Origin of the sequence: Microcoleus sp. AT8-A3 (assembly GCF_036705675.1) — a bacterium.
Classification (GTDB): domain Bacteria; phylum Cyanobacteriota; class Cyanobacteriia; order Cyanobacteriales; family Microcoleaceae; genus Microcoleus.
Genome location: NZ_JAUBVD010000027.1, coordinates 67,168 through 80,304 on the forward strand (window position 1 = coordinate 67,168; position 13,137 = coordinate 80,304).

Below are 13,137 nucleotides of genomic sequence, written 5' to 3' on the forward strand. Positions count from 1 at the left end.
ATCTAAAATCTAAAATCTAAAATCGATTGACCGTTTGAGCAGAGTAAATTTGACAAAAAATGCAGAATTATTGCACCTTGTCTGGTGCGCGGCAGCGAACCCTACATTAATCAAATTTGCCTAACTCTTAAGAAAATTTTAGGAAAGATTAAGAATTATTGCCATAAAACCCAGGTAAAGTTGTTTGAATTGCGAGTCAAATGCCAAGCAGGCAAAGCGTTTGAGCATTTCCCAAATGTGTAAATCCTCAGAAACTTAGTATTTCTCAAGGATTCATCCGGTGAGAAAATCAGAAACAACCTTAAAATTTAGCAGTAATCGCCCGATCGGGCAATTCTCAACCAGCATCAGGAAAAATACCTATGAAATTGGCTTATTGGATGTACGCAGGCCCAGCCCACATCGGCACTCTGCGCGTTGCCACTTCCTTCAAAAACGTCCATGCAATCATGCACGCACCCATAGGAGACGACTATTTCAACGTCATGCGTTCCATGCTGGAGAGGGAACGGGATTTCACCCCGGTGACTACCAGCGTCGTTGACAGACACGTACTGGCGCGGGGTTCCCAGGAACGGGTGGTGGACAACATCACCCGCAAGGACAGAGAAGAACACCCAGATTTAATCGTGCTCACCCCGACTTGCACCTCCAGCATTCTGCAAGAAGACTTGGAAAACTTCGTGGAACGAGCTCAATTGGATGCCAAAGGCGATGTATTGCTGGCGGATGTTAACCATTATCGGGTAAACGAACTGCAAGCAGCCGATCGCACTTTGGATCAAATCGTCCAATTTTACATTAACAAAGCCCGCAAAAAAGGCGATTTAGTAGAAGCCAAAAGCGAAAAACCATCTGTCAACATTATCGGTATGTCTACCCTGGGTTTCCACAACCAGCACGACTGCACCGAGTTAAAGCGTTTGATGGCAGATTTGGGCATTGAAGTCAACGAAGTTATTCCCGAAGGTGCTTCGGTTCATAACTTAAAAAGACTGCCCCGCGCTTGGTTTAACTTGGTTCCTTATCGGGAATTGGGGATGATGGCCGGGGAGTATTTGCAAAAAGAATTCGGTACGCCGATGATCGATATTACGCCGATGGGTGTGGTAGAAACTGCGCGCTGTATCCGCAAGATTCAGCAAGTTTTGAACGCTCAAGGTGCGGATGTTGATTACGAAAATTTTATTGACCAACAAACGCGGTTTGTGTCGCAGGCTGCTTGGTTTTCGCGATCGATCGACTGCCAAAACTTAACCGGTAAAAAAGCGGTCGTATTTGGCGATAATACCCACGCTGCCGCGATGACGAAGATTTTGGCTCGCGAGATGGGAATCCACGTTGTGTGGGCAGGAACCTACTGCAAACACGATGCTGATTGGTTCCGGGAACAGGTAAGCGAGTATTGCGATGAAGTGCTGGTGACGGACGATCACGGGGCGATCGGGGATGCGATCGCCAAAGCGGAACCTTCGGCAATTTTCGGCACCCAAATGGAACGCCACGTAGGTAAGCGGTTGGATATTCCCTGCGGCGTAATTGCTGCACCGATTCACGTCCAAAATTTCCCGATCGGCTACAAGCCATTTTTGGGTTATGAAGGCACGAATCAGTGCGTAGATTTGGTGTACAATTCCTTTACTTTGGGAATGGAAGACCACTTGCTGGAAATCTTCGGCGGCCACGATACCAAGGAAGTAATTACGAAGGGAATTTCGGCTGATTCTGATATGGGTTGGACGAAGGATGGACAGGCTGAGTTGAACAAAATCCCTGGTTTTGTGCGGGGTAAGGTGAAGCGGAATACTGAGAAGTTCGCGCGCGATCGGGGGATTGACAAGATTACCGTTGAGGTGCTTTACGCAGCGAAGGAATCTGTCGGCGCTTAATGATTTGTTGGGCGGGCAAATGCCCGCCTTGCAAAGTTTTGTTTTGGATTTAAAATAAGTTGCGATCGGTTTATGAGCTACAAACTTGATGTGCCGCTATCTCCCAAACTAGAAAAGTATCGCGATCGAATCGAATCAACTATCAAACCCTATATTGAAATTACAATTGAAAACAACGAACCTGCGAACTGGTGGCAAAGTAAATTTGGTGGGTTGCCATACTTACCTAAAGGGTTCGAGTATCCTAAAACTCCTAATGGCGATTGCTTATTATTGCTTGCCCAAATCAACTTTTCTGAAGTACCGCCTCTTGAAGGTTTTCCCGATATAGGAATCTTGCAGTTTTATCTTCCAGACGATCAACTATATGGCTTATCTTTCGGCTATAATGAAGATATTTTTCAAATTTTCTATTTTCCTCAACCAGATTTCAACCTTGAGAATATCATCACCAATTATGATTTTTTGCCCAAATTTGAATACGTGCCTATTTGGGGAAGTTGCAGTTTGCAATTTACTAAAAAGTATGCGCCAATTACCCATTACGATGATGGATTTACAAAGTTTTTAGGAGAAGATTTTTTTAAATTATTTAGAGAAGACGATGAAGTTAGGGACAATTATCTAAATCTATGTGTTCCTCGCGGTCATAAAATTGGTGGCTATCATGGTTCTTTTCAATCAAACGATCCTATACTCGATAGCGAAAGCGATCCGTATAGCCTTTTATTTCAAATGGATGGCGATGCTAATGAGGTAATAGATATTATGTGGGGCAATGGTGGCGTAGGTAACTTTTTTGTCAAAGAATCAGCATTAAAAAAATTGGATTTTAGCGATGTTATCTACGAGTGGGGTTGTTGATGGAGGGTAAAAAAGGCTATGTCGATCGCTATTTCGGAAATTGTCGATCGCGACGCACCCTACGGTATCTGGTAAATTTTTAGTCAGATTCATCTGACGATATTGCTTGATACTCCAAAAGCTGTTCCCCTCGGATAATCCACAATTTACCCGTAACTTCTGCCGCATCCAATCCGCGAATTAATATTTCTACTGCTGCTTGCAAATCTTGCGGTTTGGATTGAGAAGGCAGACGCAGTACCACAATCCCAGAATAATCAGAAGGATTGTAGCGTAGGCGATTGCCAAACCCCCTATCCAAAGTCACCAAACATCTATCTTCCCTCCGACATATATCAATTAATAATTCATCCGGTGTGGAACTCAAATTTTGTTCCCGTACAGTCGCAACATCATGACCAGCCAAACGTAACATCGAAACAACGCGGATGCTGCCCAAATTTTCATCAAGTTTTAACTTCACTTTAAAACTACCTTTTTTTCACCAGAGGAATTTCGACATAATAATCTCTTGCCAACTCAGCCCCATAAGCAATACAAGCCAAAACGTCTTCTCGTTCAATTCCCGGATATTCCTCAAGCAATTCTTCCAAAGTCATGCCGCTAGCGAGAAAGTCAAGAATCAGAGAAACCCAGATGCGATGACCGCGAATACACGGTTTGCCAAAGCAGATATTCGAGTCGATTGAGATGCGAGACAGTAAATTATTTTGAGTCATGTCTTTTGAATTAGATATTTTGCATCTTCGGGCATATCGTAAAAAATTGTATCTCAACTAATCAGTTCTTGATTTTTTCTTGATGATGCTTTGACGACTAAAACTCCACCAACATAATGAACTTCGCACTCTTCATCCATATTTGCTGGTTTGCTGTTGCCAGTTTCATCTGGCGGAGAAGCTACTTCCTGCTTTCTCCGCTGCCATAACAGGAAATCAGCAAAGTTGAGGATTTCTTGCACTTCGATTTCAGAGAAATTTTTCAGTTTGTCAACAATTTGTTCTTGGATAGGTATCACGGCTATTTTTTTCTTGCTTAACACGATCGCTAGATTCAGTTTAACACCAGGCAGGAGCGATCGCCCTTCTCAAACCAAGCGCGATCGCCCATCTGAAAAATTGCTATAATATCAAATGAGCCAACCTTGCTCTCAGTGAAAAAATATGTCAACCCCTACAGAAACTCCCCAAACAAGCACCCTTGAGATAACTATCAATCAGGAACAAAAAGAACTGTTAGAAAAAGCAGCTACCCTGTGGGGTCTTAGTCTGAGCGAATATCTGCTCGAAGTTGCTCTAAATATAGCCGAAGAACTGCCACTCAAACCAGAACAGATCGTTCTTTCCGAACCAAATTGGGAAATTGTTACCTCAGCGATTGAAAACCCACCAGAACTTAACTCTAAGCTGAAAGCAGCGATCGAGAGGTATCGGCAAAAATACGATCGCAAATAAATAATGGAAGGGATTTTTTGCTCTATAGATGATAGCAGGGTGATTCGGGAGAATTTTGATTGCGGTGTGCCGGAGTTAAATCAGTATCTCCAAAAATACGCCCGACAAAATCAAAGAAAAGGGATTGCTAAAACTTGGGTGGCAATTCCTCAAGACGGTGACGGTCAAGTAGCAGGTTATTATTCAATAAGTATGGCTGCATTACAACTAGAGTTACTTCCTGAAAATTACAGAAGAGGGTTGCCGCGCTATCCTCTTCGAGTCATGCGGATCGGAAAACTGGCAGTAACTCAATCAATGCAGGGTAGAAGACTAGGTGAGACACTGCTAGTCGATGCTTTTAACAGAGTGATTCGTTTGTCAGAAGATATAGGAGTATTGGGAGTGATAGTTGACGCATTGAACGAACAAGCTAAGGGATTTTATTTTTTATTTGCAATACGAGTTCATTGCCTTAGAAGGCGATGAACTCTCACTTTTTATTCCCATGACTAGGATATTAGAAGCTTTTACATAGGTAAAAGACAAAAGTTTGTCTTAGCTTAGAAAAGGCGATCGCCCTTCTCAAACCAAGGGCGATCGCACTTCAATTACTCGCCACCAAAATTAATCGATCGGATCGAAAACTAGGGTCAATTGAGCAGCAGGAAGCAGTTGTTTGAGAACTCGCAAATGACCCTCTGCATCAGACCAACTGCGAAAGCGACCGATAACGACCCTTTGTAGATTTGGAAGCAAACGAACAACGATCCACGGTCTGAGACGTTTTTCATACGGCATAATAGGTGTATCTCCTTGTTAATTGGAGCCATAGCCAGTCCTTGCTTTCCACGGCGGGGGACTGGCTTTTGACTTTGCACCTGTGGTGTGCTGTACAAATTATTGCACAAAAGGCCCTCATTGGTAGCAGAAAATTACTAAAATAGCGTTATAACACCGCGATCGGCGTAAACTTGTATGATTGGGAGCGTTCACAAACAGTAAATATTGACAGTGAGCAAGCGCGTTCACATCACACTCCCCGACTACATCTATGAATCCTTAGAACTGTGGGCCGACCGGCAAGGTAGACCCACAGCTAGTTTGATCGCTTTTATCGTTGAAACGGCGGTTTTGGAAGCGAAAAAAAAGGGAGATTTACCTTCTGAACCGGAAAAGCCCAAAAGCGACACGTAAAGACTTCCCTCGTGGGTTACGGGGGCGTGTCGCGCGATCGCACTTATCAAAATTGATGAAAACTAGCATCAGCGCCCGCACTTTGCACCCAATCTTTAAAATCATTCTGTGCTTTGTCCTCGCGATCGCCTATTAGTGCATAAGTCCTCTCAGCAATCGAAAGTGCCAGTTATTTAATTGTCCGGCGGCTAGTCAGTTGCAGAGAAACTCACAAAAAAATATCATTCTCAGTAACGAACTTTCGACTATACATTCAATCCTATTGTGGGGCGGGCTTCTAGCCTGCCCCTAAAAGCTTATTGAGAATAGTGTCCCATCGCAGGGCAAACGGAAATTGCATCCCAGGATTTCCTCCTTGAGGCCAATGGCGAAAACTGTACTGTTCGATCGCCCTAATCAATCCCACTTACCTAGATTAGACGCATCAACATCTTTTAAAGGAATGACTTATGAACTTCACAGCAAGACTCACACAAACCAGCTTACTCGGTTTAATGCTATTTGCCAGCAATCCAGCGGCAACCTTGGCTTTAGGACAATCGAACACAAGCACTGCACCAACAGCGTCTCGCACTCAGTCTCCGATTGAAACCATACAAATAGCTAATGTATCCACTCCCCAAAAACAGGTTAGAGATTTTTGTGCTCGCAAAAGACAGAAAGTGGAAAACTATTTCGAGACCAGCAACTTTCGGATTTATCTGTGCTACAACCACGCCAATCAAGTATATTACTACGGCGTTAAAAAGAGTAACGGCAGCACAATTGCCCTGCGTGCTCGAACTGAAGAGGGGACTGGTTACGTGGCCACAAATGGTGCCTACGATTACATTGTTACAGGAGCTAGCCTTAGTATTTATAACAAAGGCAAACGCATTCTCCAACAACGAGTGATTCGCTCCCTTTAGTATTTAAATGCGATCAGGCTTTAGATCCCCGACTTTTTCAAAAAGCCGGGGATCTAACAGAATATCTGGCTTTTCTGCTGAGGCAGACGAAAGTTTGTCTAATTTAACCTCGAATTCAAATGACCAAGAATTTCTTGATGGTACCCGCCACGTGATTTCTCCGTGGAATCAATCCAAAATCTAAAATCTAAAATCCTCAAGCCCCCGAATTTATCTCGCGCAAGTCAATCCAAAATCTAAAATCTAAAATCTAAAATCTAAAATCTAAAATCGAATGATCGGCCCTTTGCCACATTTGAGTTTGAGGTTAATATCGTTTCCGGTTGCATCGGAATAATAAAATCGAGTCAACAGTTAACACTCAACCATTCAGTTTTTCGACTCACAGTCAACAGTCAACAGTCAACAGTCAACAGTCAACAATAATTCCGGTGCAACCGGAATTGATATAACAGGTTTCAACCACCGAATAATCTCAAAATAAAAAAACCCTCCCCAACAAGGAGAAGGGAGGGTGAAATGACAGTGAGAAATTTAAGTTTTTGCAGCATTAACAATAAGGAGTCACATCTTCGCCACATTCGTCAGCCAAATAACACAAAGCTCGAAAGCGCAGCCCAACCACTTGCTCGTAAAGCGGATTTAACTTGCACAGCGGCGGAATGGATAATAAAGTGCGATCGCCAATTTTGACTTCTCGCTCAAACGGACACTGGCTAGGAATCAACTTACACAGCAACCGTGCCAACTTTTGACTTTTAATTGCAGTGTTATCAAGCCATTGTTTTAGCGGATGCAAGGGGTCAAAGTGTGGCTTTTGACCGTAAGGCTGAGAATTTGTAGCGACATTAACGGCGGTTTCTTGTTTGCCAAATCCTACCCAATGTGGCAGAGTTCGGTAGGAGACTGTATGATCAAATACGTTCATTTTGCTCTCTTCCTCTTTGATAACGAGGTGCCAAGAACTCTCTGTAGAGCTTGTGCGATATTATCTACAATCAGTATCTACAGCATCTCGTTTTGCTTTACCGGATTGAACTTCTTAAATTAATGACTTAGGGCGAGAAAAGTAGTTCCTGATTTTTTTAAAGACGGTGTGCGCTCTAAAAAGTGTCCTCATTTCAAGCCCAACAATTGATTGAGAGGGTAAAAATTCTGTCTTCTACCTTTTAGCTTCAACCTTCGGTTGAGTCTCCTTTTGTTGTTCAATTACAATTGTGACGCATCCAGGTGAATTATCCTATACGTGAAAATGCGGAATTTTTAATAAAACTTATAATATTTCTAAATAAGCTCTGCTGCAAAAAACCCTGAAACATCGACCCAACAATCTTTGCTCGCGATCGCTCAGAAACTTCTACAATGAGAAATAATCGGTATCACCGTCCTCACCACCCATGAGTAACCCAGAAACCAAAGCTATCACCCGCGAATTGCAAAGCCACGCCGCCATTCTCGGTGGCTTCGTCTCCCTCCTCTGGATTATCGAAATTGTCGATGTATTCCTATTCGGAGGCAGGCTGAATGCCTACGGAGTCCGCCCCCGCAACCTCGACGGACTTCAAGGCATCCTGTTGATGCCTTTTCTGCACGGCAGTTTTGCTCACTTAGCCACCAATACCCTCCCTTTAGTGACATTGGGTTGGTTGATCATGCTGCGAGAAATTAGCGACTTTTTTATCGTGAGTGCGGTCACTGTGCTAGTCAGCGGATTCGGAGTTTGGCTGACTGGCGCGCCCTATTCCGTTCACATTGGTGCCAGCGGATTAATCTTTGGTTACTTCGGCTTCTTGCTGCTGCGGGGCTATTTTGAACGCAGCTTTACATCTATTTTGGTATCTTTAATTGTCGGTTTCTTCTACGGCAGTTTAATTTGGGGAGTTTTGCCCTCGCAGCCGGGAATTTCCTGGCAAGGGCATTTCTTTGGCTTCGTCGGCGGGGTATTAACAGCTCAACTTTTGGGGCGGCAGAAACGGCGAATTAGCTAGAATAAGACTGAGGCTGCATCCTATCATCACCTTGGTTTATTGCTCATAAATTATCTAAAAGCGTAGGTTTTTTGTCAATAAACCTGGTTTCTTGTGTAACAATTGCCTCCCGGAAAGCAAGACTAACTGCTGACCAATAATTCAACGCGGGCCGGCAAGCACACAGTAAAAACCGAACCGCAACCTAACTCGCTTTCAACCTGCATATCGCCACCCATCATCACGCAAAAGTGACGGCTAATCGTCAATCCCAAACCCGTGCCGCCATACTTGCGGGTAGTTGATGCGTCGCCCTGCATAAATGCTTGAAATAAATGCTGCAATTGTTCGGGGGGAATCCCAATGCCCGTATCAGCTACGCGAAAAATTATTGAGTCGGAAGGTTCTGCTATTTCTTGAGTGGTTAAGCTGTCATGTTTAACTCTTTCAATACAGAGGGTAATAGTGCCATGTTCCGTAAATTTGGCTGCATTGCTCAGCAGGTTGAGCAATATTTGACGAGTTTTGGTAATGTCAGCATACATCATTCCCAAGTCGTCAGCAACATCAACTTCAAACTTATTTGAATTTTTATCTACCAAGGGTTTGACAGTAGAAACTACCTCGTCAATTAAATTAACCGGGTTGAAAGTTTCTAAGTAAAGTTCCATCCGCCCCGCTTCAATCTTAGAAATATCTAGAATGTCGCTAATTAAAGATAGCAGGTGTTTACCGGCAGTTTGAATTTTTTGCAAGTCGGGGATAAAATCTTCGCAGCCTAAATCCTCCGCGTCTTCTGTGAGCATATCGCTGTAACCAATAATCGCGTTGAGGGGAGTTCGCAATTCGTGGCTCATATTAGCTAAAAAGGCGCTTTTGGCTTGGTTTGCTGCTTGAGCGGTTTGAGCGACTTTTTGGAATTCTTCTGCTAATTTGCGCTGGGTAATATCTTCAGCAATACCGACGATGCGGTAAATTTCTCCGGTTTGGCTGCGGACTGGAAAAGCCCGATCGCGCACCCAGCAAACTGAACCGTCCGAGCGCACTACCCGATACTCCTCATCATAATCGCCCCGCCCCTGTTTCGCAAAAGCAGCCTTGACGCGATCGAGATCCTCCCGGTGAATAGCATCCCAAAAAGCCTCCGGTTCTGACTGCAAACTCTGACAGCTCAAATTCCATATTTTCTCGCAAGCAGGGCTCACATAAACTAGCTGCTTTTGATTGGGTTCTCTAATCCAAAATACCTCATGAATATTTTCTGCCAACTGGCGAAACCGCTCCTCGCTGGCCCGCAACTGCCCCACAGCACTGTGAAATTCAGTCACATCCTGAATCAGCGATGCCACCCCGATAATGCTGCCATCAGCATCAACCAAGGTCGTATTGTACCACTCGCACAGAATAATTTTTCCGTCTTTTCTGATGTTCTCGTTAATACTACTAATTCCTCCTTGATTAGTGAGCAAAGTTATAGATAGTTGCCGGACATACTCCTTAGCATTTTCAGGAACTATGAGATCGACTCCGTGGCGTCCCATTGCTTCCAAACGGTTGTATCCAAAAATTCTTTCCGCTGACAAATTCCATTCCGCTACTTCAAAGTTTAGATTCCATTCAATCGCACCCAAAGGAGTTTGGTGAAGATGGAGAGCCAGTTTTTGCTGGGATTTTTTCAGAGAAATAATTAATTGATTTTTGTCGGCGATCGCAGATTCCACCCGATCTTCGAGAGTAGTAAACGACTCTTCCAATTGAGCGGCCATCATATTAAAAGAGCGAGCCAGGACACCCACCTCATCCTCTCGCTCTACAGACGCCATCAAGCGGGAATCTACCGCCATCCCGTCCCATTCTCCCCGGGACAAACCCTCCGCAGCCTTGCTCAGACGCCGAATCGGTACAACAATCCACCTAGAAGTCAGAGCGCCAATCACCGTTGCCAGCACCAAAGCACCCAGACACATCACCACAGTATACCGAGTGTTGGCATTAATCCTTTCCATAAAATCGGCTTCAGGAACCGTCACCACAATCAACCAGTCGAGGCCCCTGCTGTCTAAAAGCGGCGTCACCTGTAGAAATTGCCGTTGACCGTCGATCGTAAAATCTAACTGGCGAGATCTGTCAATTTTGTGCAAATCCCCGAAGCGTTCAGTCAAATAGCGGGCGGTCGATCGAATTAGAACATTCTTGCTGCTGGCTGCCACAATCCGTTTCGCCACACCATTGCTAACAATAAATGGCGGTTCCAGAGTAGAATTTGCTACCAATTGCCCAGACCTTTCTACAATAAAAGTCTGTCCTGATTTGCCAATTTTTAGAGTTTCCAAAAATTGATTGAGCTTGGAAAGCGCCAAGTCAGAACCCAAAATGCCAATCAGTTTACCATCCTCGCCATAAACTGGTTGAGCCGCCGTAATCGCTAGTTTGGGAGCGTCAAAATAATTATAGATTTTACTCCAAGTCGGTTTTCCTGCACGCACCGGAGCTATGTACCAAGGTCGGAGGCGGGGGTCGTAGTTGAGAGTAGTTTTTAATAGTTTGGTTGGTTCCTCCAACTCTGACAGCCCGTAGCTATGCAAATTATAGCCAGTAGATTGATTAGAAATCTGAACTTGCAACTTGCCGTCGTCGAGGCGTTCCACTCCAATAAAATCTTTTTCTTCGGATGCAAATTGAATGTAGCTAATTTTATCAAAAATTTTGATTTGTTTGTAGAAGTAGCGTTGCAAACTATCACTATCCTGCACGTTCACAATGCCAAGACGGATGGCATCGAGATTGAGCTGATTGATTTGGTGTGGCGTTTCAATATAACTGTTAATATGTTGCTGGATACGCGATGTGACTTCTGTCCGCAGTTGGGCGGCAACATCGTTGACGGCTATGCGCCCGTTCCGCAACGACAGCCACCCCGTCAACCCTACAGCAGCGAAAGTCTGGAGTGCAAAAGGTACAACAAGGACGATGCGAATTGGCACTTTGCGCGACATTTTTAAAATCGGGTCTGTCAGATATTTGATTGGCATGGTAAAGCAGAACTATTATGAACCCACAACATTCCGGTCATTCGATTTTAGATTTTAGATTTGAGATTAAAGAATTGACACCACGGATAAATCCGGGGGCTTGAGGATGCAAGGATTTTGGATTTTGGATTGATTCCACGGATAAATCACGTGGCGGGTACCACCTTTGAAATTATTGGTCATTCGATTTTAGATTTTAGATTTTAGATTTTAGATTGACACCACGGATAAATCCGGGGGCTTGAGGATGCAAGGATTTTGGATGTTGGATTGATTCCACGGATAAATCACGTGGCGGGTACCATTAAGAAATTATTGGTCAAGTACAACTTGATGAGCGCAGGTTTTGAAGTTGAGATGGTTTTAGTAGGCAAAGTGCTGTTAAGAGTTCGGAATCTGCCGCTGGCAACTGAATTTTTAACGACTGCCACCGCCATCTTAGCGCGATCGTCCGCTTGGGGAACATTGGCGATCGAGATGAATGCAGTATCAATCCTGGACTCACTCTACACGCTCATCCTATTATAGATTTGAGATTAAAGAATTAAAGAAGTAGGAAAGACTGATTCTGTAAGGGCTTGGAATTTGTCTGCCGTTGCATTTTTTTGGGAACTGGTATCTCAAACCAGGTTTTTTTAGCGTTTTGGCGGTCTGCAACGAACTATTTTCGTGAAAAACAACCGATGGATAGCCGCCCGTGCGTCCAGCACTAACTATTTTTCCACTCATGAGGCGCGCTAATCAAACCAATAGAGTTTTTGGTTGACTCATGTCTGAAATGACGTATTTTGGCGTTTCAACCCGGTTGCTGCGTCAGTTATATTTGACCGATAGCGCGATCGAAAGTTATAAGTTTTGACAGTAAATTTAATTGATATCTCCACAAGCAGCTACTTTTGATAGAGTACAACTTAATTGCGACTGGGTAAAATAAGGATAGTAGGATGCAACTAGCGGAGGCATGGATGATGAACGCAGTTATTGCTACTCTTGGCACTGCTCTCGGACTGAGCTCAATTTTTATCGGTTTGACCCCGGCGGTTCTCGCCCAACAAAGACTGCAACCAACGCCCCAATATTCGGAAACGACTTTATCGGGGGACTCGTTGAGGACTGTGGAGGACAGAACCTTAGACTCGGACTACCACAACTTGATTGGTGAACCAGAAACGGCGGCTAATTCTGCTAGAAGGGAAAGCAGCTTGGGCGACACATTTCGCCTCAAAATCGAGGGCCCATTGGAATTTATTACTACTCCTTCGGACGCCCAGCGTCAAGGAAATCCTTTACCTCCAAAACAAACCGACAGCGGTACAGAAGCGGGAGTTCAGCTTCAGCTAGGACTTTAGCAATTTTAAATGAATTCATGGGAAGCGAGCGATCGCGGAACCCAATTTTTGATTCTCGCAGTTCTTGTGACTGCGATCGCTTTTTTCTCTTAATTTTATCACAAGTTTTGTGAGGTTTCCATCACACAAGGTTCTCTATTGTGAACCTAAAATTAGAGCACTTAAACTTCCGATACAGACTGATTAGCTACATATCTTTACAATAGCGCATAAAACAGGCGGTGAAGGTGATGAGAAAGGCTCAACTGATCGATTATTTGCGGGGAGAGTTGGCAATATCGAATTCTGCCATCGCCGTTGCTCTCCGACACGGTGAACAAGATGCCAGCGAACTGCCGATGGTTCTGTGGCAGTACGGGTTAGTGACACTGGAACAATTAAACCTGATTTTTGATTGGATGGAAGCTCAGCCAACTTAGCAATTTAACTAATGCGAATGGGAAGTCCCGCGCTCTACCGAAGGTGAGCGTCGGGATGAAAATGAGTCAGAAAATAAAT

General features: G+C 44.2%; 15 protein-coding genes. 10 read left to right on the forward strand and 5 right to left on the reverse strand.

Annotated features, from left to right (window positions below; genetic code table 11):
- Positions 1–362: 362 nt before the first annotated feature.
- Together bchB and QUB51_RS17155 are read left to right on the forward strand one after the other, a co-directional pair.
- Positions 363–1,889: a ferredoxin:protochlorophyllide reductase (ATP-dependent) subunit B gene (gene bchB / locus QUB51_RS17150; RefSeq protein WP_333200846.1), complete on the forward strand. Its 1,527-nt coding sequence runs from the start codon at positions 363–365 to the stop codon at positions 1,887–1,889.
- A 72-nt stretch (positions 1,890–1,961) separates the two neighbouring features.
- The gene (locus QUB51_RS17155; protein ID WP_333211637.1) at positions 1,962–2,753 is read left to right on the forward strand and encodes a DUF1963 domain-containing protein; all 792 of its coding nucleotides are present in this window, start codon (positions 1,962–1,964) and stop codon (positions 2,751–2,753) included.
- A gap of 79 nt (positions 2,754–2,832) precedes the next feature.
- On the opposite strand, the gene QUB51_RS17160 is transcribed toward QUB51_RS17155, so the two are convergent.
- Genes QUB51_RS17160 through QUB51_RS17170 form a run of 3 tightly spaced genes read right to left on the reverse strand, consistent with a single transcriptional unit; the run spans position 2,833 to position 3,771 of the window.
- A complete protein-coding gene (locus tag QUB51_RS17160) occupies positions 2,833–3,216 on the reverse strand; it encodes a DUF5615 family PIN-like protein (protein WP_333263673.1) in 384 nt (127 codons plus the stop codon).
- A 7-nt stretch (positions 3,217–3,223) separates the two neighbouring features.
- Complete coding sequence (locus QUB51_RS17165; RefSeq protein WP_333263670.1) at positions 3,224–3,472, reverse strand: DUF433 domain-containing protein; 249 nt, start codon at positions 3,470–3,472, stop codon at positions 3,224–3,226.
- 53 nt (positions 3,473–3,525) lie between these two features.
- A complete protein-coding gene (locus tag QUB51_RS17170; RefSeq protein ID WP_333263667.1) occupies positions 3,526–3,771 on the reverse strand; it encodes a hypothetical protein in 246 nt (81 codons plus the stop codon).
- A gap of 145 nt (positions 3,772–3,916) precedes the next feature.
- Between QUB51_RS17170 and QUB51_RS17175 the strand changes: the two genes are divergently transcribed.
- The 4 genes from QUB51_RS17175 to QUB51_RS17190 all read left to right on the forward strand — a co-directional run bounded on the left by QUB51_RS17175 (position 3,917) and on the right by QUB51_RS17190 (position 6,291).
- The gene (locus QUB51_RS17175) at positions 3,917–4,207 is read left to right on the forward strand and encodes a DUF1778 domain-containing protein (protein ID WP_333263665.1); all 291 of its coding nucleotides are present in this window, start codon (positions 3,917–3,919) and stop codon (positions 4,205–4,207) included.
- 3 nt (positions 4,208–4,210) lie between these two features.
- Positions 4,211–4,675, forward strand: a complete 465-nt coding sequence (locus QUB51_RS17180) for a GNAT family N-acetyltransferase (RefSeq protein WP_333263662.1) — start codon at positions 4,211–4,213, stop codon at positions 4,673–4,675.
- Positions 4,676–5,200: 525 nt separating this feature from the next.
- Positions 5,201–5,383: a ribbon-helix-helix domain-containing protein gene (locus QUB51_RS17185; RefSeq protein WP_015178554.1), complete on the forward strand. Its 183-nt coding sequence runs from the start codon at positions 5,201–5,203 to the stop codon at positions 5,381–5,383.
- A 449-nt stretch (positions 5,384–5,832) separates the two neighbouring features.
- Positions 5,833–6,291 carry a hypothetical protein gene (locus tag QUB51_RS17190; protein WP_333233971.1) on the forward strand — a complete coding sequence of 153 codons (459 nt, stop codon included), beginning with the start codon at positions 5,833–5,835 and terminating at the stop codon, positions 6,289–6,291.
- Between the two features lie 550 nt (positions 6,292–6,841).
- On the opposite strand, the gene QUB51_RS17195 is transcribed toward QUB51_RS17190, so the two are convergent.
- On the reverse strand, positions 6,842–7,219 hold the full coding sequence (locus tag QUB51_RS17195) for a Mo-dependent nitrogenase C-terminal domain-containing protein (protein WP_333056619.1): 378 nt from the start codon (positions 7,217–7,219) through the stop codon (positions 6,842–6,844).
- Positions 7,220–7,688: 469 nt separating this feature from the next.
- Between QUB51_RS17195 and QUB51_RS17200 the strand changes: the two genes are divergently transcribed.
- Positions 7,689–8,279 carry a rhomboid family intramembrane serine protease gene (locus QUB51_RS17200; RefSeq protein ID WP_333056621.1) on the forward strand — a complete coding sequence of 197 codons (591 nt, stop codon included), beginning with the start codon at positions 7,689–7,691 and terminating at the stop codon, positions 8,277–8,279.
- A gap of 122 nt (positions 8,280–8,401) precedes the next feature.
- On the opposite strand, the gene QUB51_RS17205 is transcribed toward QUB51_RS17200, so the two are convergent.
- A complete protein-coding gene (locus tag QUB51_RS17205) occupies positions 8,402–11,290 on the reverse strand; it encodes a PAS domain S-box protein (RefSeq protein WP_333263659.1) in 2,889 nt (962 codons plus the stop codon).
- Between the two features lie 333 nt (positions 11,291–11,623).
- Between QUB51_RS17205 and QUB51_RS17210 the strand changes: the two genes are divergently transcribed.
- The 3 genes from QUB51_RS17210 to QUB51_RS17220 all read left to right on the forward strand — a co-directional run bounded on the left by QUB51_RS17210 (position 11,624) and on the right by QUB51_RS17220 (position 13,058).
- A complete protein-coding gene (locus tag QUB51_RS17210; RefSeq protein ID WP_333056624.1) occupies positions 11,624–11,818 on the forward strand; it encodes a hypothetical protein in 195 nt (64 codons plus the stop codon).
- Between the two features lie 416 nt (positions 11,819–12,234).
- Positions 12,235–12,639 carry a hypothetical protein gene (locus QUB51_RS17215; protein ID WP_333211654.1) on the forward strand — a complete coding sequence of 135 codons (405 nt, stop codon included), beginning with the start codon at positions 12,235–12,237 and terminating at the stop codon, positions 12,637–12,639.
- A 230-nt stretch (positions 12,640–12,869) separates the two neighbouring features.
- Positions 12,870–13,058 (forward strand): DUF2949 domain-containing protein, encoded by a 189-nt coding sequence (locus QUB51_RS17220; RefSeq protein WP_333056627.1) that lies wholly within the window; start codon positions 12,870–12,872, stop codon positions 13,056–13,058.
- Positions 13,059–13,137 lie beyond the last annotated feature (79 nt).